The sequence below is a fragment of the Micromonospora peucetia genome, assembly GCF_900091625.1.
Taxonomy (GTDB): domain Bacteria; phylum Actinomycetota; class Actinomycetes; order Mycobacteriales; family Micromonosporaceae; genus Micromonospora; species Micromonospora peucetia.
The window spans coordinates 4,241,666-4,268,095 of sequence record NZ_FMIC01000002.1; the positions used below are offsets into that span (position 1 = coordinate 4,241,666).

The 26,430-nt window shown below is 72.8% G+C and carries 21 protein-coding genes; 14 read left to right on the top strand and 7 right to left on the bottom strand.

Going from position 1 to position 26,430, the window contains the following annotated elements; all coding sequences use genetic code 11:
- Nucleotides 1-105 precede the first annotated feature (105 nt).
- Entirely contained in the window at nt 106-1,455 is a 1,350-nt protein-coding gene (locus GA0070608_RS19715) for a MurL-like N-terminal domain-containing (RefSeq protein WP_091630053.1), read from the bottom strand.
- A gap of 87 nt (nt 1,456-1,542) precedes the next feature.
- Between GA0070608_RS19715 and murD the strand changes: the two genes are divergently transcribed.
- On the top strand, nt 1,543-2,892 hold the full coding sequence (gene murD, locus GA0070608_RS19720) for a UDP-N-acetylmuramoyl-L-alanine--D-glutamate ligase (protein ID WP_091630054.1): 1,350 nt from the start codon (nt 1,543-1,545) through the stop codon (nt 2,890-2,892).
- Nucleotides 2,893-2,941: 49 nt separating this feature from the next.
- Here the strand turns inward: murD and GA0070608_RS19725 are convergent, their stop codons facing one another.
- Nucleotides 2,942-3,913 (bottom strand): hypothetical protein, encoded by a 972-nt coding sequence (locus tag GA0070608_RS19725; protein ID WP_245715840.1) that lies wholly within the window; start codon nt 3,911-3,913, stop codon nt 2,942-2,944.
- A 188-nt stretch (nt 3,914-4,101) separates the two neighbouring features.
- On the opposite strand from GA0070608_RS19725, the gene GA0070608_RS19730 reads away from it, so the two are divergent.
- Together GA0070608_RS19730 and GA0070608_RS19735 are read left to right on the top strand one after the other, a co-directional pair.
- Entirely contained in the window at nt 4,102-5,409 is a 1,308-nt protein-coding gene (locus GA0070608_RS19730) for an aspartate aminotransferase family protein (RefSeq protein ID WP_091630055.1), read from the top strand.
- A gap of 17 nt (nt 5,410-5,426) precedes the next feature.
- Nucleotides 5,427-6,917, top strand: coding sequence for a CoA-acylating methylmalonate-semialdehyde dehydrogenase (locus tag GA0070608_RS19735; RefSeq protein ID WP_091635561.1), 1,491 nt, complete (start codon nt 5,427-5,429; stop codon nt 6,915-6,917).
- Here the strand turns inward: GA0070608_RS19735 and GA0070608_RS19740 are convergent.
- Complete coding sequence (locus GA0070608_RS19740) at nt 6,889-8,361, bottom strand: acyltransferase family protein (RefSeq protein ID WP_091630056.1); 1,473 nt, start codon at nt 8,359-8,361, stop codon at nt 6,889-6,891. The two genes, GA0070608_RS19735 and GA0070608_RS19740, sit on opposite strands and share 29 nt — an antisense overlap.
- Nucleotides 8,362-8,555: 194 nt before the next feature.
- Here GA0070608_RS19740 and ngcE (GA0070608_RS19745) point away from each other — a divergent pair, with 194 nt between their 5' ends.
- The 3 genes from ngcE (GA0070608_RS19745) (at nt 8,556) to GA0070608_RS19755 (ending at nt 11,850) form a co-directional block, all read left to right on the top strand.
- Nucleotides 8,556-9,971 carry an N-acetylglucosamine/diacetylchitobiose ABC transporter substrate-binding protein gene (ngcE, locus tag GA0070608_RS19745; RefSeq protein ID WP_091630057.1) on the top strand — a complete coding sequence of 472 codons (1,416 nt, stop codon included), beginning with the start codon at nt 8,556-8,558 and terminating at the stop codon, nt 9,969-9,971.
- A gap of 68 nt (nt 9,972-10,039) precedes the next feature.
- Complete coding sequence (locus GA0070608_RS19750; protein WP_091630058.1) at nt 10,040-10,948, top strand: carbohydrate ABC transporter permease; 909 nt, start codon at nt 10,040-10,042, stop codon at nt 10,946-10,948.
- Nucleotides 10,945-11,850: a carbohydrate ABC transporter permease gene (locus tag GA0070608_RS19755; protein ID WP_091630059.1), complete on the top strand. Its 906-nt coding sequence runs from the start codon at nt 10,945-10,947 to the stop codon at nt 11,848-11,850. The genes GA0070608_RS19750 and GA0070608_RS19755 overlap by 4 nt, the downstream gene beginning before the upstream one ends.
- 821 nt (nt 11,851-12,671) lie before the next feature.
- Here GA0070608_RS19755 and GA0070608_RS19760 read toward each other — a convergent pair.
- The gene (locus GA0070608_RS19760; protein ID WP_091630060.1) at nt 12,672-13,661 is read right to left on the bottom strand and encodes an N-acetylglucosamine kinase; all 990 of its coding nucleotides are present in this window, start codon (nt 13,659-13,661) and stop codon (nt 12,672-12,674) included.
- A 191-nt stretch (nt 13,662-13,852) separates the two neighbouring features.
- Between GA0070608_RS19760 and GA0070608_RS19765 the strand changes: the two genes are divergently transcribed.
- Genes GA0070608_RS19765 through GA0070608_RS19785 form a run of 5 tightly spaced genes read left to right on the top strand, consistent with a single transcriptional unit; the run spans nt 13,853 to nt 18,882 of the window.
- Nucleotides 13,853-14,815, top strand: a complete 963-nt coding sequence (locus GA0070608_RS19765) for a MurR/RpiR family transcriptional regulator (protein ID WP_091630061.1) — start codon at nt 13,853-13,855, stop codon at nt 14,813-14,815.
- Entirely contained in the window at nt 14,812-15,561 is a 750-nt protein-coding gene (locus GA0070608_RS19770) for an SIS domain-containing protein (RefSeq protein ID WP_091630062.1), read from the top strand. The genes GA0070608_RS19765 and GA0070608_RS19770 overlap by 4 nt, the downstream gene beginning before the upstream one ends.
- 26 nt (nt 15,562-15,587) lie before the next feature.
- Nucleotides 15,588-17,024: an N-acetylglucosamine/diacetylchitobiose ABC transporter substrate-binding protein gene (ngcE, locus tag GA0070608_RS19775; RefSeq protein WP_091630063.1), complete on the top strand. Its 1,437-nt coding sequence runs from the start codon at nt 15,588-15,590 to the stop codon at nt 17,022-17,024.
- Between the two features lie 20 nt (nt 17,025-17,044).
- Entirely contained in the window at nt 17,045-17,953 is a 909-nt protein-coding gene (locus tag GA0070608_RS19780; protein ID WP_091630064.1) for a carbohydrate ABC transporter permease, read from the top strand.
- Nucleotides 17,953-18,882, top strand: a complete 930-nt coding sequence (locus tag GA0070608_RS19785) for a carbohydrate ABC transporter permease (RefSeq protein ID WP_091630065.1) — start codon at nt 17,953-17,955, stop codon at nt 18,880-18,882. The genes GA0070608_RS19780 and GA0070608_RS19785 overlap by 1 nt, the downstream gene beginning before the upstream one ends.
- 10 nt (nt 18,883-18,892) lie before the next feature.
- Here the strand turns inward: GA0070608_RS19785 and GA0070608_RS19790 are convergent, their stop codons facing one another.
- Entirely contained in the window at nt 18,893-20,623 is a 1,731-nt protein-coding gene (locus tag GA0070608_RS19790) for an ABC transporter ATP-binding protein (RefSeq protein ID WP_091630066.1), read from the bottom strand.
- Complete coding sequence (locus GA0070608_RS19795; protein ID WP_218107653.1) at nt 20,620-22,329, bottom strand: ABC transporter transmembrane domain-containing protein; 1,710 nt, start codon at nt 22,327-22,329, stop codon at nt 20,620-20,622. Before GA0070608_RS19795 ends, GA0070608_RS19790 begins: the two co-directional genes overlap by 4 nt.
- 220 nt (nt 22,330-22,549) lie before the next feature.
- Between GA0070608_RS19795 and GA0070608_RS19800 the strand changes: the two genes are divergently transcribed.
- A complete protein-coding gene (locus tag GA0070608_RS19800; protein WP_091635565.1) occupies nt 22,550-24,253 on the top strand; it encodes a bifunctional 3'-5' exonuclease/DNA polymerase in 1,704 nt (567 codons plus the stop codon).
- Nucleotides 24,254-24,302: 49 nt separating this feature from the next.
- On the opposite strand, the gene GA0070608_RS19805 is transcribed toward GA0070608_RS19800, so the two are convergent.
- Nucleotides 24,303-24,716 carry a winged helix-turn-helix transcriptional regulator gene (locus tag GA0070608_RS19805; RefSeq protein WP_091630068.1) on the bottom strand — a complete coding sequence of 138 codons (414 nt, stop codon included), beginning with the start codon at nt 24,714-24,716 and terminating at the stop codon, nt 24,303-24,305.
- A gap of 81 nt (nt 24,717-24,797) precedes the next feature.
- On the opposite strand from GA0070608_RS19805, the gene GA0070608_RS19810 reads away from it, so the two are divergent.
- Together GA0070608_RS19810 and GA0070608_RS19815 are read left to right on the top strand one after the other, a co-directional pair.
- Nucleotides 24,798-25,610, top strand: a complete 813-nt coding sequence (locus GA0070608_RS19810) for an NAD(P)H-binding protein (RefSeq protein ID WP_091630069.1) — start codon at nt 24,798-24,800, stop codon at nt 25,608-25,610.
- 195 nt (nt 25,611-25,805) lie between these two features.
- The gene (locus GA0070608_RS19815; RefSeq protein ID WP_091630070.1) at nt 25,806-26,399 is read left to right on the top strand and encodes a nucleotidyltransferase family protein; all 594 of its coding nucleotides are present in this window, start codon (nt 25,806-25,808) and stop codon (nt 26,397-26,399) included.
- The last annotated feature ends 31 nt before the right edge of the window (nt 26,400-26,430 follow it).

A 26,430-nucleotide genomic window follows, 5' to 3' on the forward strand; every position in this document is an offset into this window, starting at 1 on the left:
CTGTTGACCAAGAAGTTTGTGCGACGCCACCCCGGCGTGTCGTGACAAAACCTCTTGATCAACCGTGGCGGAGGGCGGGGGCGGGAGGGCGGGGGAGGGGGAGGGTCAGGTGGGGGTGGGCAGGGTTTTGGTGTAGGGCGGGGGGATGTGGTTGGGGCCGGCGGGGGTGAAGACGTCGGAGGTGGCGGCGGTTGACCAGGCCGTGTCGGGTACGGCGTCGACGAGGGTGCGGACGACCGGGGCGTCGCGCCACTGGTCCTGCTCGGCGAGCAGGCTCAACGCCACCACCGACTCCTCCACCTCGCCGACGCACTCGAACGGCTTGTGTCCGTCCACGCCCAGCAGCTCCCGGTAGCCGGGGATCTGCGACTCGTCGGCCAGCAGGTCGCCGCCGAAGATGCCCACCACCCGCTCACGCGGCATGAACGGCGCCATGGCCAGGAAGACGAACCGGCACTTCGGGCAGTTACGGCACCAACGCTCGCTGGCGTCGCGCAGCTTGAACGCGGCGTTGCAGCTCGTCACCACGTCGTCGTAGCGGTCGATCTCGGTGAAGAGGCGGGCGATGTGCAGCTCCGACAGCGAGCGCAACAGCGAGAAGTACGGCTCGGTGAGCCCGGCGTGCTCGGCCAGCGCCGCCCGCAGCAGCCCCTCCGCCTCCACGCCCTTGGACCACTGGTGGTTGATCTCGTGACCGTTCCAGAGCAGGTTCGGGTCCGACGCCGACCGCTCGTTGGACATCACCACCGGGCCTAGGCCGTGCAGCACCGCCGTCGCGACGGCGATCAGCGAGTTGATCGCGGTGACCGGGATGTGGCCGTTGAGCGCCCCGGCGGCGTTCAGCTCGAACAGCACCGGGTCGATCCGCCGCCGGGCGGCGAGCGGGGTCAGCCCGGACGCCTCGTTCACCGAGACGATCACGTGGTTCGGGTTGACCGAGAACGGCACCGGGTCGAAGCCCGCCCGGCGCAGCGCTTCCAGACTGACGATGGAGTCCTTGCCGCCGCCCACCGCCGAGAGCGGACGCCGGTCGGAGTTGTCGTACTCCCGGGGCGGGGAGACCTCGCCGGCCGGCACCTCGGGGCGCAGCTGGAGCACGTGCGGCAGCTGGTTGCGGTACGCGTACTCCGCGAGGCCCTTCGTGTAGACGGCGGTGACCAGTTCGGCGGCGGCCGTGCCCAGCGGTGCCGGCAGCACCAGGCGCGGCGGCGCGGCGGTCTTGTAGTAGCTGACCCCGGCGACCACGTGCAGCAGCTCCAGCACCCGGCCGAGGGTCGCCACGGTCTCGTCCGACGGCGGCGCGTCCGGCAGCGGGAGGGTGATCACCTCGGTGAATCGCTGCTCGCCGTCGGGACCGGTGAGGGCATAGTCGAACAGCACCTCCCCGGTGGAGAGGTCGATCGAGTAGGACGGGAAGGTGAAGGCGTCCATCCGCCGCAGCTGCTCATTGGGCACACGCCATACTAGGCCCTGGTTCGTCCGGCCGTGTCCGGCTGTGTCGGACGTGCCCTGCCCCGCCGTCGACATCCCTGAGGAGAGCCAGTGCGCCTGTCTGACCTGCGCGGACGTACCGTCGCCGTCTGGGGGGCCGGCCGGGAGGGCAGGGCCGCGGTGACCGCGATCGCCGCGCACGGCCCGGCCGACCTGGTCGCCGTCGACGACAGCGCCAACTTCCTCAGCCTGCCCTGGGAGGGGCCGCTGGCCGAGGCGGCGCCGCTGGTCACCGGCGAGGAGGGCTTCGCCCGGCTGGCCGCTGCCGACGTGGTGGTCCGCTCGCCCGGCGTGCCGCAGACCCACCCGTGGCTGGTGGAGCTGCGTCGGCGTGGCGTGACCGTCACCCAGGGCACCGCCCTTTGGATGGCCGACCACGCCGCCCGCACCGTCGGCGTCACCGGCAGCAAGGGCAAGAGCACCACCTCCAGCCTGATCAGCCACCTGCTCGCCGCCGTCGACCGGCCGAACGTCTTCGGCGGCAACATCGGCGTGCCGACGCTGGACCTGCCGGAGGCGGAGCTGTACGTGCTGGAGCTCTCCAGCTACCAGTGCAGCGACCTGACCGAGTCGCCCCGGGTCGCGGTGGTCACCGCGCTCTTCCCCGAGCACCTCGACGCGCACGGCGGCGAGCGGGAGTACTACCGGGACAAGCTCAACCTGCTGGCGCACGGGCCGCGCACCGTCGTGGTCAACGGCGCCGACCCGAGGCTCGCCCTCGAACTGGGCGACCGCGCTGCGGTACGCGCCGGCCTGCCGGACACCGCCCACGTGGCCGGCGGCGCAGATGGCACGCCCTGGTTCCACCTCGGTGACCGGCCGCTGTTCCCGCGCGCGGTGCTGCCGCTGGTGGGCCGGCACAACGAGGGCAACCTCTGCGTCGCCCTCGCGGTGCTCGACGCGCTCGGCGTCGACGTGGTGGCCCGCAGGGACACCCTGGCCGTGGCGGTCGCCGAGTTCCAGGGGCTGGCCCACCGGCTCACCGAGATCGCCGACCCGTCCGGCCTGACCTTCGTCGACGACACCCTGGCCACCAGCCCGTACGCGGCCATGCACGCCATCGACGCGTACGAGGGGCGGCCGTTGACGGTGATCGTCGGCGGCACCGACCGGGGCCTGGACTACGCGCCGCTGCGCGAGCACCTCGCGGAACGCGAGCTGACCGTGCTCGGCATCCCCGACAGCGGCCCCCGGATCGTCGAGGCGCTCGCCGGGCTGCCCAAGGTGCGTACCGAGGTCGTCGACGACCTGGTCGACGCCGTCCGGGTGGCCCGCGAGGTGACCCCGGCCGGCGGGGTGGTGCTGCTCTCCCCGGCCGCGCCCAGCTACGGGCGGTTCCGCAACTTCGAGCACCGCTCCGAGGTCTTCGCCCAGGCCGTCCGCGACACCGCAACCGGCTGACACCGGCTCAGCGACACCGCCGGCTGACGCCGGCTCAGCGGCGGGGCGGTCAGCCCAGCACCGCGTGCAGGGCGCGTATCGAGCGGATCGCGGAGCGGATCTCCTGGAGGTAGCGGCCCGGGGTGAGCGTCGGCTCGGGCAGCCCGGCCAGGTCGGGCAGGGCCGGGTCGACGCCGAGGGTCTCGATCGCGCAGCCGTACGGCACGGCGAGGGTGCGCAGCGCGTCGCAGTGCTGGAACGGCACGTAGATCGGCGCGGTCACCACCAGCACCGGATCGCCCGCGCGCAGCCGGACGTGTTCGGCCCAGAACCGTTGGGTGTCGGCGGTGTGCGCGCGGCGCCGCGCGGGGTCGCCGGACGGGGCGGCGAGCACCCGGACCGCCGGGCCGCCCACGGGCCGGTACGTGCGCGACGACCAGGAGTGGTGCGGGTGGTCGGCGTCGTGGCCGTCGTCCTCGGTCGGGGCGGCCACCCCGAACTCGCGCCGTACCGCCGCGTCCAGCGCCGCCACCTCGGTGTCGCAGGGCGGGACGCCGGCCGCGTCCAGGGCCCGGCCCTCCGCTTCGGACAGCGGGCGGAAGCTGCCCAGCACCGCCACCTCGCCGGTGATCCGGGTGCCGGAGCGCAGCAGGTGCGCGGCGTACGCGACCCGGCGTTGACAGGCGTGCGCCAATCCGCCGAGCACGACCAGATGGGCGTATCCGGGCTGGGCGGGCTCCGCCGGGCGGACCATGCCGAGCGCGGCGGCGGTGGCGAGCACCAGCGTCGCGGTGGCCGGGTCAAGGGCCGGTTCCCGGGCGTCGGGGCGTTCCCGGCCGCCCCGGAAGTCCCAGTGCCGGGCCGAGAAGTCGTCGAGCGCCGCCAGCACCGCGGCGAGGTCGCCGTCCGGCCAGTCGCCGCCGAAGCGACCGACCAGGGCACGCAGCGGCGCCGAGCCCACCCAGTCCCGTACGCCGGCCGTGATCTGCTCGGGGTCCGTGCCCACCGCGCCGGTCGGCAGCGCCACCTCACCGATCCGCACCGCCGGATCGTACCGGCGGCCGGCTGCCCGACGCGGCGGACCGGCCCGGCTCGTCCCGGAAACCGTGGCGACCGGGATTGACGCGCTGTCAGGCGGTCCCGGTCGCCGCGCTACACAGTGACCCTTGTCCCCGCCGCCGGGTGGTGGCAGCGTGCGGGTACCGCGAACGCCGCTGAGAGGGTGCGACGATGACCACCGACGATCTGCTGGCCCGGCACCGGGCCGTGCTTCCGTCCTGGATGCCGCTCTACTACGACGAGCCGATCGAGCTGGTCTCCGGTTCCGGTCGCCGGGTCACCGACGCCCGGGGGCGCACCTACCTCGACTTCTTCGGCGGGGTGCTGACCAACATGATCGGCTACGACGTTCCGGAGATCCGGGAGGCGGTCGAGCGGCAGCTGCGTACCGGCATCGTGCACAGCTCCACCCTCTACCTGATCCGGCAGCAGGTCGAGCTGGCCGAGAAGGTCGCCCGGCTCTCCGGCATCCCGGACGCGCGGGTCTTCTTCACCAACTCCGGCACGGAGGCGAACGAGGCGGCGCTGCTGGTCGCCACCAACCACCGCCGCTCGCACCAGATCCTCGCCGTGCGCAACAGCTACCACGGCCGGTCGTACGCGGCGATGGGCGTGACCGGCAACCGGAACTGGTCGGCCAGCGCGCTCAACCCGCTCCAGGTGGCCTGGCTGCACTCCGGCGAGCGGCTGCGCGGCCTGCTGGCCCGGCTGGGCGAGGCGGAGCGGGTCGAGGCGGCCGTGGAGGACCTGCGCGAGGTGCTCGCCACCCAGACCGCTGGCGACGTGGCCTGCCTGGTCGCCGAGCCGATCCAGGGGGTGGGCGGCTTCGTGCACCCGCCGGACGGGCTCTTCGCCGCCTGGAAGAAGGTCCTCGACGAGCACGGCATCCTGTTCGTCGCCGACGAGGTGCAGACCGGCTGGGGACGCACCGGCGAGCACTTCTGGGGTTACCAGGCGCACGGCGTCACCCCGGATCTGCTCACCTTCGCCAAGGGCATCGGCAACGGCTTCGCCCTGGCCGGTGTGGTCGGTCGCGCGGACGTGCTGGAGTCGGTGCCGGCGATCAGCTTCTCCACCTTCGGCGGCAACCCGGTCTCGACGGCCGCCGGCAACGCGGTGCTCGACTACCTGCTCGACCATGACCTCCAGGCCAACGCGGCCCGCACCGGCGCGATCCTCGCCGACGGGCTGCGCGCCGCCGTGGGCGGCCTCGACGCCGTAGCGGAGGTACGCGGCAAGGGCCTGATGCTCGGCGTCGAGTTCGTCCGCCCCGGCACCGTCGAGCCGGATCCGGCGCTGACCGCCCGGGTCTTCGAGGCGTGCCGGTCAGGCGGGCTGCTGACCGGCAAGGGCGGCCTGTACGGCAACGTGCTGCGGATGGGCCCGCCACTGACGTTGACCGAGGACGAGGCCCGCGAAGGGCTGGCCATCCTCGTCGAGGCCATCCGCTCCTGCGTGGCGGCCCAGGTGGCGGCGTGAGCGCGGGGGAGCAGGGCGTGGACGTGATCGGCCACTTCGTCGACGGCAAGCCGTTCAGCGGCTCGTCCGGGCGGCACGGGGACGTCTTCGACCCGGCGACCGGTCGGCGTACCGCCCGGGTGGAGCTGGCCTCGGCGGCGGACGTCGCGGTCGCGGTGGAGGCCGCCGGGCGCGCGGCCCGGCTCTGGCGGGACGCGTCGCTGGCCAGGCGGACGGCGGTGCTGTTCGCCTTCCGGGAGCTGGTGCACGCGCGGCGGGACCGGCTCGCCGCGGTGATCACCGCCGAGCACGGCAAGGTGCTCGCCGACGCCGCCGGTGAGGTGCAGCGTGGCCTGGAAGTCATCGAGTACGCCTGCGGCATCCCCTCGGCGCTGCGTGGCGGGTTCAGCGAGAACGTCTCGACCGAGGTCGACTCGTACAGCCTGCGGCAGCCGGTCGGCGTCGTCGCGGTGATCTCCCCGTTCAACTTCCCGGTGATGGTGCCGCTGTGGTTCCTTCCGATCGCGGTGGCCTGCGGCAACGCGGTGGTGCTCAAGCCGAGCGAGAAGGACCCGGGCGCGGCGCTGCTGCTGGCGCGGTGGTTCGCCGAGGCGGGCCTGCCCGACGGGGTGCTCAACGTGGTCAACGGCGACGCCGAGGCCGTCAACGCGCTGTTGGACCATCCGGGCGTGAAGGCGGTGTCGTTCGTCGGCTCCACCCCGGTCGCCCGCCACGTCCACCAGCGCGGCACCGCCGCCGGCAAACGGGTGCAGGCGTTGGGTGGGGCGAAGAACCACATGGTGGTGCTCCCCGACGCGGACCTGGACCTGGCCGCCGACGCGGCGGTCAACGCGGGGTTCGGCTCGGCGGGGGAGCGGTGCATGGCGATCTCGGCGCTGGTCGCGGTGGAGCCGGTCGCCGACGCCCTGGTCGCCCGGATCGCCGAGCGGCTGGGCCGGCTGCGCACCGGCGACGGCCGGCGCGGCTGCGACATGGGCCCACTGGTCACCGCCGGGCACGCCGCCCGGGTGCGGTCGTACGTCGAGGCGGGGGTGGCCGCCGGCGCGGTGCCGGTGGTGGACGGGCGCGACGTCGAGCCGGACGGCGACGCCGGCGGGTTCTGGCTGGGCCCGACGCTGTTCGACCACGTCACTCCGGACATGTCGATCTACACCGACGAGATATTCGGCCCGGTGCTCGGCGTCGTGCGGGTCGGCTCGTACGACGAGGCGGTGGAGTTGGTCAACGCCAACCCGTACGGCAACGGCACGGCGATCTTCACCAACGACGGCGGCGCGGCCCGGCGCTACCAGCACGAGGTGGAGGTCGGCATGGTCGGCGTCAACGTGCCGATCCCGGTGCCGATGGCGTACTACTCCTTCGGTGGCTGGAAGTCCTCGCTCTTCGGCGACCTGCACGCGCACGGCGAGGACGGGGTGCGCTTCTTCACCCGGGGCAAGGTGGTCACCAGCCGCTGGCTGGACCCCCGGCACGGCGGGGTCAACCTCGGCTTCCCCACCCAGACCTGAGCAGCCGCAGGGTGCCGGCCCCGGCCAGGTACGCCACCAGCGCCGACGCCGGTATTCCCAGCGGCTCGGGCGCCGACTTCGGCGTCTCGGCGTTCACCACCAGCGCGTACACCACGGCGGCGAAGCCGGCGGCGGTGAGCGCGGTACGCACGGTGGCCCGCCACCCGGGGCCGGCCGGCGCGCGGCCCGACGCCGCCGCGCCGGTGGGCGCCCCGGCGGTCCGTCGGGTGCTCCCGGCGGACCCGGTGCGGGCGGTGCGGGCCTCGACGGGGCCGAAGACGGCGACCAGGGCGGCCAGCACCACGGTCAGCATCAGCACCCACGGCACCCGCCAGGCCAGCCAGGCGGCCGACCCCACCGGCGGGGTCGGCAGCTTCCCGGCCGCGTCCAGTGCGCCCACCAGTAGGATCGCGGCGGTCAGGTGCCAGAGGAAGACGGTGAGCACGACCATGTTCACCGCGATCACCGCCTGCCAGGGGCGGGGGCGGCGCAGCCAGCACTCCGCCGGGCCGCGCAGCAGCAGGATCAGGCCGAACTGGGCGGTGGTCAGGGTCAGCAGGGCCAAACTGGGCGGGGCGGCGTTGTCCAGGCGTTCACCCGGCACGTTGAGCATGGCCACCGGATACGGTCCGACGGTGGTCAGCAGCACCGTCGCGGCCAGCCCGCCCAGCAGCGCCACCGCACCCGCGCGGCGGGACTGCGGCAGCCGGCGGGCCGGCGGCCCGCCGCGCGTGGCTGCGGGGCGGGGTGCGGGTGCGGCCGGCGGACCGGGGTGGGCGTCGTGACGCCCGGCGTCGGCGTCGCGCCAGGCGATGCCGAGCTGGTGCACGGCCAGCCAGCCGAAGACGTAGTTCGGCAGCGCCAGTTCGGCCGGGCCCAGCGCCCGTCCCACGTCGCCGGCGACGACCAGCGCGGCGAGAGCCAACGGGACGAGCAGGCCGAAGCGCCGGTGCAGGGCGTACATCACCGGGGTCAGCGGCACCACGATCAGGTAGGCGGCGAGGAACCAGAGCGGGATCGTGGCGAACCAGGCGACGGTACGCACCAGCGTCGCCTCGACGCCGGCCAGCGACCCGAGCGCGGCGCCGCCGGCGATCACCAGCAGCAGCGCGGTGGTGGGTCGCAGCAGCCGGGCGCCCCGGTCCAGCAGCCAGGCGGTGGCGTCGACGCCGGCGGCCCGGCGGGCGGTCAGCGAGGCGGCGTTGGCATACCCGCCGACCAGGAAGAAGACCGGCATGACCTGGGCCAGCCAGGTGAGCGGGTAGGCCCAGGGCAGGTCGGGCAGCGCCGAGCGTCCCGTGGGCCGGCCGGTGGCGTCCTCGCCGATCGCGGCGACCGCCCAGTGGCCGAGAACGACCATGCCGATGGCGAGCGCCCGGAGCAGATCGACGTAGCGTTGCCGACCAGCCGGGGTGCGCGCGGCGAGTTGCCGCAGGCGGCGCATGGCCCGAGGGTACGGCAGGCGTGGACTGGCCGGTGCTGATAACGGTTCGGTCCCCGGGGGTTGAAGTCCGCGCCCTCCTGCCGTAGAAATTCTTCAGCAACATGTTGCGAACTGAAGACAAATTCCCCCGCGCCTCGTGCGGCGGCCGCCACCCCCATCCGGCGCGACCGCCCGGACCGATCCGAGGAGAGACCATGAACAGGCGTGACATCCTGCGGCGCACCGCCGCCGCCGGCCTCCTGGCCACCCCTGCCGCCGGCCTGCTGGCCGGCTGCGCCACCGGTGGTGGCGACGACAAGGGCGACGCCGAGACCTACAAGGGCACCAAGAGCGAGCAGAACCCGCTCGGGGTCAAGGAGGACGCGCCCCTCGAGGTGGTGATCTTCAACGGCGGCTTCGGCGAGGAGTACGCGAAGGCCCACGAGGCCATGTACACCGAGAAGTACCCGAAGGCGAAGATCAACCACTCGGCGACGCAGGAGATCAGCAAGACCCTCCAGCCGCGCTTCGTCGACGGCACCCCGCCGGACGTGGTCAACAACTCCGGCGCCGGCCAGATCGACTTCAACGGCCTGGTGTCCCAGAACGCCCTCGCCGACCTGGGCGAGCTCCTCGCCGCCCCGAGCCTCGACATCCCGGGCAAGACCGTCAAGGACACCCTGCTGCCGGGCGCCGTCGAGGTCGGCTCGTACGACGGCAAGTTCCTGGTGATGAACTACACCTACACCGTCTACGGCATCTGGCACTCCACCAAGCTCTTCACCGAGCGCAAGTGGGAGTACGCCAAGACCTGGGACGAGCACATCGCGCTGTGCAAGCAGATCAAGGCCGCCGGCATCGCCCCCTGGACGTACGCGGGCGCGCACCCCCGCTACATGAGCTGGCCGGTGATCTCCACCGCGATCAAGTTCGGCGGCCCGTCGGTCGCCGCCGCGATCGACAACCTGGAGCCCAACGCCTGGAAGTCCGACGCGATGAAGACCGCGGCCGACGCCTGGCACCAGATCGTCAAGGACAAGTACATCCTCGAGGGCTCGCCCGGCCTCGACCACAAGCAGTCGCAGACCGCGTGGTGCCAGGGCAAGGCGGCCTTCATCTCCTGCGGTTCCTGGCTGGAGAGCGAGCAGAAGGACGTCACCCCGGCCGGGTTCAACATGACCATCCAGCCGACCCCGGGCCTGGGCAGCGGCGACAAGCTGCCGTTCGAGGCCGTCCGGGGCACCGCCGGCGAGCCGTTCATGGTCCCGGCCAAGGCCAAGAACGCCGCCGGTGGCCTGGAGTACTTCCGGCACATGCTCTCCAAGAAGGGCGCGCAGGACTTCACCAAGAAGGTCTCCAGCCTGACCGTGGTGGCCGGCGCCAGCGAGGGCGTCGAGCTGCCCTTCGGGCTTTCCACGGTGACGAAGGCGCTGGAGGCCTCCGGCAGCAACGGCTTCAACTGGGTTTACCCCAACTACTACCGCAAGCTGGAGCGCAACCTGATCGACGCCGCGTGCGGCGAGTTCTTCAGCGGGCGGATCAGCCCGGCGGAGTTCCTCGACCAGTGCCAGAAGGGCGCGGACTCGATCGCCCAGGACAGCTCGATCAAGAAGTACAAGCGGGCCGTCTGACATCCCGGCCGGTGGGGGCGGGGCAACCCGCTCCCACCGGGCCGCCGCGCAAGAGGTAGGACCTGATCGTGAGACATGGCAAGTACCCGCTGATCGTCACCTTCCTGGTGCCGCCGGTGCTGCTCTACGTCATCTTCGTCGTGTCGCCGTACCTGCAGGCGTTCCAGATCTCCACGACCGACTGGCTCGGCTACTCCGCCGACGCCAACTCCGTCGGGCTGGCGAACTTCAAGACGCTGTGGAAGGACGACTACGTCTGGAACGCGTTGAAGAACAACGCGATCCTGCTGGTGTTCGTGCCGGTGCTGACGATCGTGCTCGGCCTCTTCTTCGCCGCCATGCTCAACATGGGCGGTCGCAAGGGGCGGGCGGGGGTCAGCGGGGTGCGCGGCTCGTCGTTCTACCGCACGGTCTACTTCTTCCCGCAGGTGCTCTCCGTCGTGATCATCGCGCTGCTGTGGAAGGAGGTCTACCACCCGAACAAGGGGCTGCTCACCAGCGCCCTGAACAGCGTCGGCCTCGCCGCGCCCACCTGGCTCGGCGACCCGAAGACCGCCTTCTGGTGCGTCCTCGCCGTGATGATCTGGAGCAACGTCGGCTTCTACGTGGTGCTCTTCGGCGCGGCCATGTCGGCCATCCCGAAGGAGATCTACGAGGCCGTCATGCTCGACGGCGCCTCCCGGCTGGCCACGTTGTGGAAGGTGACCATCCCGCTGCTCTGGGACACCGTCCAGGTCGCCTGGGTCTACCTGGCCATCTTCGCGCTGGACGGGTTCATCCTGGTGCAGTTGATGACCAACGGCGGACCCAACTTCTCCACGGACGTCATCGGCGTGCGGATGTACGACACGGCGTTCGGCAGCGAGACCAAGTTCGGCTACGCCTCGGCGATCGGCGTGGTGATGTTCTTCCTGACCCTCACGGTGGCGGTGCTGGCGCTGCGGGCCAGCAAGCGAGACAGGATCGAGTACTCGTGACGACTCTGGACAAGCCCGCCCCCCGGGCGCTGCCCGCCGAGGCTCCCGGCCCCGCCGACCGCCCGGTACGCCGCGAACTCGGTGTCGCCAACGTGCTGTCGCACGGCTTCCTGCTGTTCTGGGGCGCGCTGACCGTACTGCCGCTGCTCTGGATGTTCATCAGCTCGTTCAAGAGCAACGCGGAGATCCTCTCCGACCCGTGGAGCCTGCCCAGCGCGCTGCGCTTCGACAACTGGTCGCGGGCCTGGAGCGGGGCGCACATCGGCCAGTACTTCCTCAACAGCCTGGTGGTGGTGGCCGGCTCGGTCACCCTGACGATGCTGATGGGCGCCACCGCCGCGTACGTCTTCGCCCGCTACGAGTTCCGCGGCAAGCAGTTCGTCTACTACCTGTTCGTCGGCGGGCTGATGTTCCCCGTCTTCCTCGCCCTGGTGCCGCTGTTCTTCGTGGTGCGCAACGCCGGCCTGTTCGGCACCTGGACCGGGCTGATCCTGGTCTACGCGGCCTACTCGCTGCCGTTCACGGTGTTCTTCCTGACCGCCTTCTTCCGCACCCTGCCCACCGCCGTGGCAGAGGCGGCCCTGGTTGACGGCTGCGGTCACTTCCGGCTCTTCTTCCAGGTGATGCTGCCGATGGCGCGTCCGGGACTGATCAGCGTCGCCATCTTCAACTTCCTCAGCCACTGGAACCAGTTCCTGCTGCCCCAGGTGCTCATGCAGGGCGACGAGTCCAAGTGGGTGCTCGCCCAGGGGCTCGCCGCGCTCTCGGTCAACCAGGGCTACGCCGGCGACTACGCACAACTCTTCGCCGGCCTCACCATCGCGGTTATCCCGGTGCTGCTGGTCTACATCCTCTTCCAGCGCCAGGTCCAGTCCGGCCTGACCGCCGGCCAGCTCAAGTAGTTCCGCCTGGTCCCGAGCGCCCGCCACCCCGTTCCGGTCACCGAGCCAGCTGATCGCTCCCGATCAGCTCGCTGCGCGAAGCCAGTGACGGCTCGTGTTGGCTCGTGTTGGCTCCTGCCAACTCATCTGCTGGCCGATCCCGATCAGCCCGTAGACCGATCCTGATCACTGCTTCCTCGGGCTTGGCGGCCCGGGGAAGCGGTGGGTGCCACTGGTGTACGTCGGACGCTGTCGAGCTGCCCCGTCTGTGGGACCGCGCCGCCGGGCCCGCCGTCTGCCCCGTGTTCGTGCGGCGTATGCCTCGTGTCTCATGCGGACGTCTGCGTCCGTCTGCCCCCGTGTTCGTGCGGACGTCTGCTTCCCGTCTGCCCCCGTGTTTCGTGCGGACGTCTGCTTCCCGTCTGTCGCCCGGGTGTTCCATTCCGGCGTGCGACCCGGAGTGGGTCCTGCCCACCTGGCGTTTGGCCCGACGGGTGGTCCCACGGACGGGGCAGCTCGACAGGGGCCGAGACCCGTTGCCGGGCCCGTCCTGAGGCTGGTGGCGTCCCGCGCGGTGCTTCGTAGGCTGGCGTCGGGGCAGCGCGAGCGTCATCGGGCAACGTGGCGTCATCGGGCAACGCGGCGTCGTCGGGCAGCGCGAGCGCGGTGCCACCGCCCAGGCCTTCGGCAGGCCGGCTTCGTCGCGCCTCGGCTCGCTGGGCCTTCGAGCGATCCGACAGGGGCCGGTCACCGGGCGCGGTCCGGCTGTCTGGCTGTCCGACTCGCCGGCCTTCGTCTGCCCGTACTCCCGGGGCGCCGCCGGACCCCGGCCCCGGATCCGGTTAGGGGGGTGGGGGGACCAGCAGGGTGTGCAGGGCCCGGGGATCCGCCACCTCGGGCAGCTCGCGGGCGGCGATCCAGGCCGCCGCGGCGGCGCCGTCGCCGGCCGAGTGGAGCGGCGCGTCCGGCCAGCGCCGGGCGACCTCGGCCCGAACCGCCGCGGCGAGCGGGGTGTCGCCGGTCAGCAGGCCGCCGCCGAGGACGATCGGGGAGGCGTCGCCGGCGGGGCGGATCCGTGCCGTGCTCTCCGCCAGATGTGCGGCGGCCTCGGCGATCAGCCCGCGGGCGACCGGCTCCCCGCCGACGGCGGCGGCGACCACCAGGGGCGCGAGCCGGGCCAACTCCACGGGGGGCCGCCGGGTCACCGCCTGGACCAGCGCGTCGACGGTGTCCCGGGGGCGGGCCGCCACCTCGGAGGAGCCGAGCAGTTCGGTGAGCACCCTGGTCGCCAGCGGGCCCGGCGTGTGGTCCCGGTCCAGGTCGGCCAGCAGCCGGCGGACCGCCTCGCGGCCCAGCCAGAAGCCCGAGCCCGCGTCGCCGAGCAGCCAGCCGTGACCGTCGGCGACCCGGTCCAGCCGTAGCTCGCGGACGCCGGCGGCGACCGCCCCGGTGCCGGCGATGAGAACCGTGCCCTCGGGGCTCGCGGTGCCCGAGGCGTACGCGACAAGTGCGTCGCCGTGCACCGTGTACGGGCAGCGCAGGCCGGCGTCGCGCCAGGCCCGGTCGAAGGCGTCCCGACCGGCCGGGTCGGCGAGCAGCCGGGGCGCCCCGGCCAGCCCGATGGTGCCAGCACGGACCCAGGCGGGATCGACGCCGGTGAGCGCCTCTCGCAGGGCGGCCAGGAGTTCGCCGGCGGCCCGCTCGGCTCCGTGGCTGGTGGGGTTGCCGCCGCCCGCCCGGCCGTCGCCCAACCGCCGCCCGTCCAGTGTCAGGGCGGTCGCCCGGGTGGACGTACCCCCGACGTCGAGACCGACCACGACGGTGTCGGACATCCGCACCCACCCCTTCGATCGACGCCGCGTTCATGCTGGTCGGCCCGGCGGCGGCGGGCAAGAGGCGGGCAGCTTCCGGGGCTGTGCGCCAGGTAACAGTTTGAAAACTTCGCCCACGGCCTTGACACGGAGGGGCCTTTAGTAAGAACTTTTACCACTAACAGTTAACACTCTTTTCGGAAAGGTGCCCCATGGTTGATCACGAGGTGGACACCTCCGCGGGGACCGCGGTGGTCGACGCCGGCGCGGTCGACCGACGGGGGGCGCTCGGAGTCGCCTCCGACGGTGTGCTGGCGCGGGTCCGGGCCGGCGCGGGCGAGCTGACGGGGGCGCTGCGCCGGGTCGCCGAGCACGTGCTCAGCGATCCTGAGGCCGCCGCACGGGCGACGATCGTGGAGCTGGCCGAGCGCAGCGGCACCTCTCCGGCGACGATCACCCGGTTCTGCCGGGCTATGGGTTTCGACGGCTACGCCGACCTGCGCCTGGGCATCGCCGCGGAGACCGGCCGGGCCCGCTCGGCGGGCTGGACCGTCGACATCGGCCGCGAGATCCAGCCGGGCGACCCCCTCTCCCGGGTGCTCGACCAGATCATGGCCGCCGACACCCGGGCCATGCACGACACCGCCGCACTGCTCGACCTCTCCGAGGTGGAACGGGCCGCCGTCGCCATCGCCGGGGCGTCCCGGGTGAACATCTTCGGCGCCAGTGGCAGCGCGCTGGTCGGCGAGGAGATGCAGTTCAGCCTGCACCGCATCGGGGTGGCGGCCTGGGCCTGGAACGACGTGCACGAGGGCCTCGCCAGCGCGGCCCTGCTGCGTCAGGGCGACGTGGCGCTCGGCATCTCGCACACCGGCCAGACCCGGGAGACCATCGAGATGCTCGCCGAGGCGGGCAGCCGGGGCGCGACCACCGTGGCGCTGACCGGGTTCCCGCGCTCGCCGCTGGCCGAGCTGGCCGACATCGTGCTGCTCACCGCCAGCCAGGCCACCACCTTCCGCCCCGACGCGCTGTCCGCCCGGCACCCACAGCTGGTCGTGCTCGACCTGCTCTACATCGCCGTCGCCCAGCGCACCCACGACCGCGCCCACGCGGCCTTCCGGCGTACCGCCCAGGCCGTCGACGGGCACAAGGCCGCGAAGGGGGCCGGCGCATGATCAGCGCCCAGGGGTACGCCGACGCCGTCCGTCCGGTGCTCGACCGGCTCGTTGACACCAGCGCCGACGGAATCGGCGCCGCCGCCGACCTGATCGCCGCCAGCCTGCGCGCCGGCGGGGTGCTCCAGGCGTTCGGCGCCGGCCACTCCGAGGCGTTCGCCGCGGAACTGGTCGCCCGGGCCGGCGGGCTGGTGCCCACCAACCGGCTCTCCCTGCACGACCTGGTGCTGCACGGCGACGCCCCGCGCGACGTGCTCGCCGACCCGAAGCTGGAACGCGACCCCGCCGTCGCCCACCAGCTCTACGCGCTGGCGGCCCCGCAGCCGTCGGACGTGTTCGTGGTGGCGTCCCAGTCCGGCATCAACGGCTCGGTGGTCGAGCTGGCGACGCTGGTCACCGGGCGCGGCCATCCGCTGATCGCGGTCACCTCGGTCGCGCACACCGCACGGGTCGCCCCTCGGCACCCGTCCGGCCGGCGCCTCGCAGACCTCGCCGACGTCGTGCTGGACAACGGCGCGCCGTACGGCGACGCACTGCTGCCGCTCGAGGGCGGCGGCGCGGTCTGTGCGGTCTCCTCGGTCACGGCGGCGCTGCTGGCGCAGCTGCTGACCGCCGAGGTCGTACGACGGTTCCACCAGGCCGGAGAGGTACCCCCTGTCTACCTCTCCGCCAACGTCCCCGGCGGGGACGAGCACAACCACGCCCTCGAGTCGCGGTACGCCGGGCGCCTCCGGCGGACCGCCTGACCCGAACACCACAAGGAGAGACGACGATGTCGAATACCCCCGACAACCCGGCCGACCTGAGCCGCCGGACCGTGCTGCGCCGGGCCGCCGCGGTGGGCCTGCTCGCCACTCCGGCCGTCGGCCTGCTGGGCGCCTGCGCGACCAGCGGCGGTGACAAGGAGAACGAGCAGGTCGCCGGCGGCACCAAGAGCGCCACCAACCCGCTCGGTGTCGCCGAGGACGCCCCGATCGAGGTGATCATCTTCAACGGTGGCTATGGCGAGAAGTACGCCACCGACGTGCACCAGCCGCTGTACAAGAAGGCGTTCCCGAAGGCCGAGGTCAAGCACCAGGCGACCCAGGCCGTGTCCACGGTGCTCCAGCCGCGGTTCGCCGCCGGCAACCCGCCGGAGTTCGTGAACAACTCCGGCGAGAAGCTGATGGACTTCGGTGCCCTGGTCGCCGACGGTCAGCTCCAGGATCTCACCGAGCTGTGGGACGCCCCGTCGGTCGACGACCCCGCCAAGAAGGTCCGCGACACCGTGGTGCCGGGCACCGTCGACACCGGGTCGTTCAACGGCAAGCCGTACGTCCTGTACTACGTCTCCACCGTCTTCGGCATCTGGTACTCCGGCAAGCTGTTCAAGGACAACGGCTGGGCGCCGGCGAAGAACTGGGGCGAGTTCACCGCCCTGCTCGACCAGATCAAGGCCAAGGGCATCACCCCGTACGGCTACGCCGGCGCGAACGCGGCCTACTACCAGTGGAACGTGATCCTCACCCAGGCCGCGAAGATCGGCGGCATGGACGTGCTGAAGAACATCGACAACCTGGAGGACGGCGCCTGGCAGCAGGACGCGGTCAAGCAGGCCGCCGAGGCGTGGGCCGAGATCGGCGCCAAGTACGTCGACAAGAGCTTCGAGGGGCTCAAGCACACCGACGTGCAGCTGCGGCAGAACCAGTACAAGCTGGCGTTCTACCCCAGTGGCGACTGGCTGGAGGGCGAGCAGAAGAAGGACACGCCGTCCGGCTTCGAATACCAGCTGATGCCGGTGCCGAGCCTGTCCGCCTCGGACAAGCTGCCGGGGACGGCGCTGCGGGCCACCGCCGGTGAGGGCTACTTCGTCTCGGCCAAGAGCAAGAACCCCAAGGGCGGCCTGGAGTACATGCGCCAGATGCTCTCGGTGGCCGGTGCGAAGGGCTTCACCGAGGTCGTGAAGGCCCCGACGGTGGTCACCGCCGGCTCGGAGGGCTTCGCCTTCCCGCCCGGTGTGGCCAGCTCGCAGAGCGCGCTCAAGGCCGCCGGCCAGGACGTGTTCAACCTGTACTTCGACGGCTGGTACAAGGAGCTCGACACGGAGGCCCGCACGGCCACCAACGAGCTGATGTTCGGCCGGATCAAGGCGGACGCCTTCGTGGAGCGCATCCAGAAGCGCGCTGACGCGATCAAGAAGGACAGCTCCATCACCAAGTTCAAGCGCTGATCGATCGGAGCGTAGGGGTCATGCGGCACGGCAAGTATCCGTTCGTGATCGGGTTCCTCTTCGTCCCGGTCACCCTGTACGTGGTCTTCGTCATCGCGCCGTACGCGCAGGCGTTCCAGATCTCGATGACCAACTGGCGGGGGCTCTCCGCCCCGCAGTGGGTGGGCTTCGACAACTTCCGGAGGTTGCTCGACGACGACAACTTCTGGAAGGCGGTCCAGCACCACGGCGTACTGCTGCTTGCCCTGCCGCTGATCACGATCGCCATCGCACTGCTCTTCTCGTTCCTGCTCAACGTGGGCGGCAAGAGCAGCGGCGGGCAGCGCCAGGGGGTCTGGGGGTCGAAGTTCTACCGGGTGGTGTTCTTCTTCCCCCAGGTCCTGGCGGTGGCCATCATCGCGGTGCTGTTCCAGACGGTCTACCGGCCCAACGAGTCCGGCCTGATCAACGGCGTGCTGATGAAGCTCGGCTTCGACCCGGTGCTCTTCCTGGTCCGGCCGAACCTGGCGCTCTGGTCGATCCTCGCGGTGCTGGTCTGGCAGGCGGTCGGCTTCTACGTGGTGCTCTTCTCGGCGGGCATGGCCTCCATTCCCGGTGAGATCTACGAGGCCGCCGAGATGGACGGTGCGACCCGGGTGACGCTCTTCTTCCGGGTCACGCTGCCGCTGCTCTGGGACACCCTCCAGGTCGCCTGGGTCTATCTGGGCATCGCCGCGTTCGACGCGTTCGCCATCGTCTCGGTGCTCTCGGTGGACGGCGGCGGCCCGGACGGGGCCACCACCGTGCTGGCCATGGAGATCTACCGGAACGCCTTCGTCTACTCGAAGTACGGCTACGCCTCGGCGATGGGCGTGGCGTTGTTCTTCCTCACCCTGACGTTCGCGGCGTTGACGCTGCGGCTGACCAAGCGGGAAAGCGTGGAGTACTGATGAACCCGCAGACGACGCAGCCGCCGACAGCGGCGGCGCTACCGCCGAAGACCGTGAAGCCGGGCGCCGCGGGTCGGCGTGGGGACGGGGGCCGACGTTCCGAGGTACGGCTGCTCGCCCGCCTCGGGCACGTGGCGCTCGCGGTCTGGGCGGTGATCGTGATCGTGCCGATCCTCTGGACCTTCCTCGCCTCGTTCAAGAACACCACGGAGATCTTCAGCAGCCCGTGGACGCTCCCGGCGGAACTGCGGTTCGAGAACTACGCCCGGGCGTGGAACAAGGCGAACGTCGGCCGCTACTTCCTCAACAGCGTGATCGTGGTGACGTGCAGCACGTTCGGCACCATGCTGTTCGGTTCGATGGCCGCGTACGTGCTGGCACGCTACAAGTTCTGGGGCAACCGGGCGGTCTACTACCTGTTCGTCTCGGGGCTGGCCTTCCCGGTCTTCCTCGCCCTGGTGCCGCTCTTCTTCGTGGTGAAGAACCTGGGGCTGCTGGACACCCACACCGGGCTGGTGCTGGTCTACATGGCCTACTCGCTGCCGTTCACGGTCTTCTTCCTGACCGCGTTCTTCAAGACGCTGCCGATGTCGGTCGCCGAGGCGGGGATGATCGACGGCTGCTCGCACACCCGGCTGTTCTTCCAGGTGATGCTGCCGATGGCCAAGCCGGGCCTGATCAGCGTCGGGATCTTCAACATCATCGGCCAGTGGGCGCAGTACCAGTTGCCGCTCGTACTGCTCTCCAACGCCAAGGACAAGTGGGTGCTCACCCAGGGCATCGCGGACATCTCGGTGAACGCCGGCTACGAGGCGGACTGGTCCGGCCTGTTCGCCGCCCTGACCATCGCCATCCTCCCGATGATCGTCGTGTACGCGATCTTCCAGCGCCAGATCCAGTCCGGCCTCACCTCCGGCGCGGTGAAGTGACCCGGTCGGGTCAGGGGTGCCAGGAGCGCCACAGGGCGGCGTACGGGCCGTCGGTCCGGAGGAGGTCGTCGTGACTGCCGAGCTCGGTGATCCGGCCCCCCTCCAGCACCGCCACCCGGTCGGCGTCGTGGGCGGTGTTGAGGCGGTGCGCGATCGCGATGACGGTCCGCCCGGTGAGCAGGGCGGCCAGGGCCCGCTCGGTGCGTCGGGCGGTGGTCGGATCGAGAGCGGCGGTGGCTTCGTCGAGGATCAGCGTGTGCGGGTCGGCGAGCACCAGCCGGGCCAGCGCGAGCTGCTGGGCCTCGGCGGCGCCGAGCTGGTGCGCCCCGTCACCGAGGAGGGTGTCGAGGCCGTCGGGCAGGCGGGCGTGCCAGTCGGCGCCGACCGTGGCCAGCGCCGCGCGCATCCGGTCGTCGGAGGCGTCCGGGGCGGCGAACGCGAGGTTGTCGTGTAGCGAGCCGATGAAGACGTGGTGCTCCTGGGTGACCAGGGCGATGCGCCGCCGGCGCTCGGCCGGGTCCAGGTCGGTCACCGGGCAGCCGCCGACGCTGACGACACCCTCCCGGGGCACGTCGATCCCGGCGAGCAGCCGGGCCAGGGTGGACTTCCCGGCCCCCGACGGCCCGACGAGCGCCAACCGCTCGCCGGGCCGCACCTGGAGGTCGATGCCGTGCAGCACGTCGGGTCCGCCGGCGTACGCGAACCGGGCTCCCTGGACGACCAGCCGCTCGTCCACCGGAGTGGCGGCCCGGCCGGGCGGCTCCGGCGGCACCTGGCCGACGCCGAGCACCCGGGCGAACGAGGCCAGGCCGCGCTGTGCCTGCTCCATCCACAGGAGAATCCGGTCCAGCGGGTCGATCGCCTGTTGCAGGTAGAGCGCGGCGGCGACCACCGCGCCGAGGGACACCTCACCCCGAGCGAGCAGGAGGCCGCCGACCAGCAGCAGCGCGGCGACGGGCAGCGGGTAGCTGGCTTCCACGACGCTGAAGAACACCGTGCGCAGCGCCAGGGTCCTCCGCCGGGCCGCCCAGACCCGGGCGATGCGCGCGGTGCCGTGCCCGATCCGTTCGTCGGCGAGCCGGAACGCCTCGACCGTACGGGCGCCCTCGGCGGTGCTCGTCAGCGCCTCGGTCAGCTCGGCGGCCTCCGCCCCCTCGGCGAGGTACGCCGGGCCGGCGCGCCGCAGGTACCACCGGGTCACCAGGGCGATCGTCGGCAGCCCGGCCAGCGCGGCGAGCCCGAGCAGCGGGTGCAGCAGGAAGACCGCCCCGAACAGCAGCGTCAGCTGCACCGAGGCGATGACGACGGTGGGCACCACGTCCCGGACGGTGGTGCCGACCGTCGACACGTCGACCGAGCTGCGGGTCGCCAGGTCTCCGGAGCCGGCCCGCTCGACGACGCCGACGGGCAGGTTCAGCGTCCGCTCGATGAACTCCTCGCGCAGCCGGGCCACGGCCCGCTCGCCGAAGCGGTGGCCGGCGTACTGCGCGTACCGCGACAGCAGCGTCTGGACCAGTACGGCCCCGCCGATCGCCAGGGCGAGCCGGTCGACGGTGGCGACGCCGGTCCCCGCGGACACCCGGTCGACGATGGTGCCGAGTAGCCACGGCGGGGCGAGCCCGGCGACCGTGGCGGTCGCGTGCAGCGCCAGCACGACTCCGACGGCACGCCGGTCCCGGGCGATCAGCCCGCGCGTCGCCCGACGTACGGCGGCCCGGTCGGCGATCGGCAGCCCGCTCACCGCAGCGCCTGCTCGGCGTCGGCGTCGGCGTCGCCCCGGGCCACGAGTCGCCGGTAACCGGGGTCCCGGTCGAGCAGGTCGGCGTGCGCGCCGGTAGCGGTGACCTGCCCCGCGACCAGGTACGCGACCCGGTCGGCCCGGCCCAGCAGCAGCGGCGAGGTGGTGAGCACGACGGTGGTCCGTCCGGCCCGCGCACGGCGCAGCCGCTCGGCGATCCGCGCCTCGGTGTGCGCGTCCACCGCCGAGGTCGGATCGAGGAGGATCAGCACCTCCGGCTCGGCGAGCAACGCCCGGGCGAGCCGGACCCGTTGCCGCTGGCCGCCGGAGAGGGAGCGGGCCCGGTTGTCCAGCGGGGTGTCGAGCCCGCGCGGCAGGGCGTCGACGACGTCCTCGGCTGACGCGGCGTGCAGGGCGGCGGCGATCCGCTCGTGGTCACCACCGTCGGGCCGGGCCCCGTGCAGCATTTCCCGTAGCGTCCCGGCGAACAGGTGGGCGTCGTGGTCGGCGACCAGGATGCGGGCCCGCACCTGTTCGAGTCCGACGCCGGTCAGCGGCACGCCGCCCCAGGTGGCGTCGCTGACGGTGTACCGGCCGAGCCGGTCGGCCAGCGCGAGGGCGTCAGCCGGGTCGGCGGCGGCCACCGCGGTGAGGCGGCCGGCCCGGACGGTCAGCCCGCTCGACGGGTCGTGCAGGTCGACGGGGCCGCCGGGGGCCGCGACGGGGGCGGCGGAACCCGCCGGCTGCCGGCTGCCGGGAACCGTCGCCGCGTCGGCGCGGGCCGGCGTTGCGCGCGGTCCGCCGACGTCGTCCGGCGTGACGGCGAGCAGGGCGACGATCCGGCGGGCCGCGACCCGGCCCCGGATCAGCTGGTGCCCGCCCTCCAGCAGGAACCAGACCGGCACGACGAGTGTCGCGACGTAGCCGTAGACGGCGACCAGCTCCCCGACGCTGATGTCGCCGGCGACCGCCATCCGGGCTGACAGCCACACCACCACCGCGAGGAACAGCCCGGGGACGGCCACCGTCGCCGCGTCGATCCAACTGTTCACGGATCCCACCCGGTATCCCTCGACGAGCAGGTCGCGGGAGCGGGCCGCGTACCGGCGGGCGAACAGGCCCCGGCCGCCCACCCCGGCGAGCACCCGCAACCCGGCCACGATGTCGCCCGACCGGGCGGTCAGCTCACCCTGCTGCTGCCGGTAGACCGACTCCGCCCGCTCCAGCCGGCCCAGCAGGGGAGCGACGGCCAGACCGACCGAGGGCACGCCCACCAGCGCGCAGAGCGCGAGCAGGGGCGAGATCGACCAGAGCACGACGGTGATCACGACGTACGCGACAACCGCGCCGACGCCGGGTCCGGTCACCGTCAGCACCTGCGCCGCCCGGTCGATGTCGGTGCCACCGACGGTGGCCACCTCGCCCGCGGCGGTCCGGCGGGGCAGTGCGGCGCCGACCCGGGACAGCTGGCGGAGCACCACGGCGGCCGAGCGGGCCTTCGCATCCTCCCGGATGAAGGTCATCGTGCGGTGCCGCATGATGCCCAGATAGGACAGCCCCATGCCGGCGACGACGATTGCCGCCACCCACAGGGCCAGGGCCCGGGTGTCGCCGGTACGCAGGCCGTCGTCCACGGCGCGGGAGATCAGGTACGGCCGGACCGACAGGCTGGTCATCCAGGCCGTGCCGAGCAGGCTTCCGCGCAGCACCCGCCACGGCTGGCAGCGGACCAGCCACCACAGATACCGCAACGGCCCCCGGATGTCCGGGGTCCCCGGCTCGGGATGGGGGATCCGTGGTGGCACCGGCTCACGCTACCGATCCGGGCACCGCGGCACCGCCCCGGCCTGCCGCCCGCCCGCCGACGGGTCGTCCCCGGCGGTCGCGGCCGACCGGTCCGACGAGGCACCAGGGCGGTTGGTGGGTGGAGTGTCGCAGGGACGAGGCAGAATCGCGTTCGTGCTGGTGGCGGTGGTGTCCGATGAGCGGGGCGGGGGAGTGCTGCAATCCCTCGACGCCGCCGGGCGTCCCGTCGGCCCGGCGCAGCCGGCCGCCGACCTGGCCGCCGCCGTCGCCGCGCGCGAGGCGGCGGACCGGCCGCGCTGGGTGTGGGCCTCCGGCACGTCGGTCTACCCCGCGCTGCTGCGCGCCGGGGCGCGGGTCGAGCGCTGCCACGACGTGGAGCTGACCGAGGCGCTGCTGCTCGGTCACGCCGGCCGCTGGGGCGAGCCCCGCTCGCTCGCCGCGGCCTGGGCCCGGCTCACCGGCGCCCCGGTGCCGGCCGACCCGCCGCCGCGTCCGGCCGCGCCGCCCGGCCACGGCCAGGGCGCGCTCTTCGACGCACTGCCCGGTCCGCCGGGCCCCGGCGTCGAGGCACTGACCCGGGTGTACGCCGACCAGCTCGCCCGGATCGCCGCGACCGGGCATCCCGGCCGGTTCCGGCTGCTGGTCGCCGCCGAGTCGGCCGGCGTGCTGATCGCGGTGGAGATGGGTGCGGCGGGGCTGCCCTGGCGGGCCGACGTGCACGACGAGGTCCTCGCCGAGCTGCTCGGCGAGCCGTCGCCGGTGGGTGGTCCGCCCCGCCGGCTGGCCGAGCTGGCCGCGCGGATCGCCGACGCGTTCGGCGTACGTCAGTTGCACGCCGACTCCCCGGCGGAGCTGTTGCGGGCGTTCGCCCGGGCCGGCGTTGAGCTGCCCAACACCCGGGCCTGGGTGCTGCGCGGGGTGGACCATCCGGCGGTGCCCCTGGTCCTGGAATACAAGGAGCTCTACCGGATCTGGACGGCGCACGGCTGGACCTGGCGCGACGCCTGGGTGCGGGACGGCCGGTTCCAGCCGGAGTACGTGCCGGGCGGGGTCGTCTCCGGTCGCTGGGCCACCCGGGGCGGCGGCGCGTTGCAGATCCCCAAGGTGATCCGGCGGGCGGTGGTGGCCGATCCGGGCTGGCGGTTGGTGGTCGCCGACGCCGGCCAGTTGGAGCCGAGAGTGCTCGCGGCGGTTTCCGGCGACGCCCGGCTCGCCGCCGCCGGTGGTGCCGGTGACCTCTACGCCGCCCTCGCCAAGGACGCCTTCGGTGGCGACCGGCCCCGGGCGAAGCTGGCACTGCTCGGTGCGATGTACGGCCAGACCGGTGGGATGGCGGTGCCGGCGCTGGCGGTGCTGCGGCGCAACTACCCGACGGCCTTCGGCTATGTGGAGGCGGCGGCCCGCACGGGCGAGGCCGGCGGGCTGGTGCGCTCCTGGCTGGGGCGCACCTGCCCGCCCGGCACGGCCGGGTTCGGCGACGCCGACGCCGATGTCCCCGACGGCGGCGGCGATCCGCAGTCGCCGCGCGCCCGGGCGGCCCGGTCCCGGGGGCGGTTCACCCGCAACTTCGTCATCCAGGCCACCGCCGCCGAGTGGGCCTCGACCCTGCTGGCGACGCTGCGCGGCCAGCTCGCCGGCACCGGTGCCGAGCTGGTCTTCTTCCAGCACGACGAGGTGATCGTGCACTGCCCGGCGGAGCGGGCCGGCGCGGTCTCCGACGTGGTCGCCCGGTGCGGCGAGCAGGCCGCCGCCCTGCTCTTCGGCGGCACCCCGGTGCGCTTCCCGCTGGACCTGTCCGTCGTCGACTGTTACGCCGACGCGACGTGACGGCGCCCCTCCGTCGGCCACCCGCCGCAACCGGGGCTCATGAATCAGGTCAGGAGATGCCGGATCCCGGGTTGGCGGCGTCCCACGTGTGCCGCGACTCGGCGATCACGTCCTTGTGCGCCAGCGACCAGTCGGCCAGCTGCCGGACCAGGTGGGTCAGGCTCCTGCCGCGCTCGGTCAGCTCGTAGGTCACGGTCACCGGGACGGTCGGGTACGCCGTGCGCAGCACCAGGCCGTCGCGTTCCAGGCGGCGCAGGGTCAGGGTGAGCATCCGCTGTGAGATGCCGTGGATGGCCCGTTGCAGTTCCCGGAACCGCCGGACGCCGGAGGAGAGTTCGACGATCGCGAGCACCGACCACTTGTCGCCGATGCGGTCGAGCACGTCGCGGATTCCGCAGTCCGGGTGCTCCGGCAGGCCGCAGGGTGCCAGCGCCTCGGTTACCGCCGTGTGCCCTGCTGACATCGAAGTGCCTCCTTGTGCCCGGTTCCGTGGTTCCCGACCATGAGGTTAGTTCCGATTCGGTACCACCGAAAGGCTAACCTCATGCTGCTGGTCACCGGTGCCTCCGGGCACCTGGGCTCCCTCATCCACGCCGGGCTGGCCGAGCGGGGCCTTGCCCCGCTCGCCGGCACCCGTACCCCCGGTCGCTTCGCCGACGCCGGGCGGACCATGGACTTCGACGACCCGGCGGGGCCGGATCTGACGGGCGTACGCGTGCTGGTGCTGGTCTCCGCCGGGTACGGCGAGGACGACGTGGTCCTGGCCCGCCACGACCGGGTCGTCTCGGCGGCGGAGCGGCACGGGGTGCAGCACGTGGTCTACACGAGCCTGGTCGGTGCCGGCGATCATCTGGCCTTCGCGCTCGCGCACCGGTGGACGGAGCGTCGGCTGCGGGAGAGCCGGCTGAGCTGGACGATCCTGCGCAACGGGCTCTACGCCGAGCTGTTCGGTCAACTGGCCGCCCCGGTCGGCGGCGCGGTCACGGCCCCGTTCGGCACGGGAGCGGTCGCTGCGGTGGCCCGGCAGGATCTGGCCGACGCCGCCGTGCGGGTGGCCGCCGACCCGGCCGCCCACCGCGACCGCACCTACGAGCTGACCGGGCCCGTCGCGTTCACGGCAGCCGGCCTCGCCGCCGAGTTGGGGGTGCCCTACCGCCCGGTGTCGCTGGGTGAGCGGCGTGCCGCGCTGGTGGGCCCTGGCCTGCTGCCCTTCCAGCCGGCCATGCTCATGTCGATCTACTCCGCCACGGCGGCGGGGTTCCTCGCGGAGACCCGCGACGACCTGGCGGGCCTGCTGTCACGTCCGCCCCGCGACCCGGTGCCGGTCGCGGTCGCCGCAGCCGGGGCGGGAGCCTGATCGTCCGCACAGCCTGGAACGGGCGATCGGGCGAGGTTCCGCGCCGGTAACAGTTGCACTATTTTCCCTTTTCGCCCCGCTACCCGGCCTGCCTTGTCCTCGTTGCTCCCGATGTCCGTACGACGGAGCGGGCCGGGCCCTCGCGCCACGGCCCGCTCCACGGTGGAGGGGGCCCAGCTGAACCGGATCGCAGGAATGATCATCGCCGCGGGCGGAGGGCGTCGCATCGGCGGCCCGGAGGCCCTGCTGCACCAGGGGGAGAAACCCCTGGTGGACCAGATGATCGACACGATGACCGAGGCGGGCTGTGAACGGATCGTGGTCGTGCTCGGCGCCGCGGCCGACCAGGTCCGTGAGACGGCAGACCTGAGCCGGGTCACGGTGGTGATCAACCGGGCGTGGGGGACGGGCGTCGGCTCGTCCATCCGGGCCGGCCTGGCCGCGCTCGACGACGAGGGCATCGAGGCGGTCGTGGTGGTGCCGGTCGACATGCCCGGCCTGACCGTCGCCGCCGTGCGTCGGGTGACCGCGCTGCCGTACCCGGACGTGCTGGTCTGCGCGACCTACGACGGGCTGCGCGGTTACCCGATGCTGTTCGGCCGCCGGCACTGGTCCGGCATCGCCACCCTGGCCAGCGCGGACGTCGGCGCCCGGCCCTACCTGCTGGCGCACAAGGACCAGATCGTCGACATCGCCTGCGACTCGGTGGCCGACGGCAGCCGGGTCGACACCCCGGAACTGATGGCGCTCTACGGGCTGACCGTCCCGCCCCAGCGTGTCGGCGCCTGAATCACCGGTGGTTGAACGCGGGTTGCTCGGA

Excerpts from the sequence above, each read along its gene's own strand:
- GA0070608_RS19730 (WP_091630055.1), top strand. The coding sequence starts at position 4,102 with ATGACCACCGACGATCTGCTGGCCCGGCACCGGGCCGTGCTTCCGTCC.
- GA0070608_RS19740 (WP_091630056.1), bottom strand. The coding sequence starts at position 8,361 with ATGCGCCGCCTGCGGCAACTCGCCGCGCGCACCCCGGCTGGTCGGCAA.
- ngcE (WP_091630057.1), top strand. The coding sequence starts at position 8,556 with ATGAACAGGCGTGACATCCTGCGGCGCACCGCCGCCGCCGGCCTCCTG.
- GA0070608_RS19760 (WP_091630060.1), bottom strand. The coding sequence starts at position 13,661 with ATGTCCGACACCGTCGTGGTCGGTCTCGACGTCGGGGGTACGTCCACC.
- GA0070608_RS19765 (WP_091630061.1), top strand. The coding sequence starts at position 13,853 with ATGGTTGATCACGAGGTGGACACCTCCGCGGGGACCGCGGTGGTCGAC.
- GA0070608_RS19770 (WP_091630062.1), top strand. The coding sequence starts at position 14,812 with ATGATCAGCGCCCAGGGGTACGCCGACGCCGTCCGTCCGGTGCTCGAC.
- ngcE (WP_091630063.1), top strand. The coding sequence starts at position 15,588 with ATGTCGAATACCCCCGACAACCCGGCCGACCTGAGCCGCCGGACCGTG.
- GA0070608_RS19780 (WP_091630064.1), top strand. The coding sequence starts at position 17,045 with ATGCGGCACGGCAAGTATCCGTTCGTGATCGGGTTCCTCTTCGTCCCG.
- GA0070608_RS19785 (WP_091630065.1), top strand. The coding sequence starts at position 17,953 with ATGAACCCGCAGACGACGCAGCCGCCGACAGCGGCGGCGCTACCGCCG.
- GA0070608_RS19805 (WP_091630068.1), bottom strand. The coding sequence starts at position 24,716 with ATGTCAGCAGGGCACACGGCGGTAACCGAGGCGCTGGCACCCTGCGGC.
- GA0070608_RS19810 (WP_091630069.1), top strand. The coding sequence starts at position 24,798 with ATGCTGCTGGTCACCGGTGCCTCCGGGCACCTGGGCTCCCTCATCCAC.
- GA0070608_RS19815 (WP_091630070.1), top strand. The coding sequence starts at position 25,806 with ATGATCATCGCCGCGGGCGGAGGGCGTCGCATCGGCGGCCCGGAGGCC.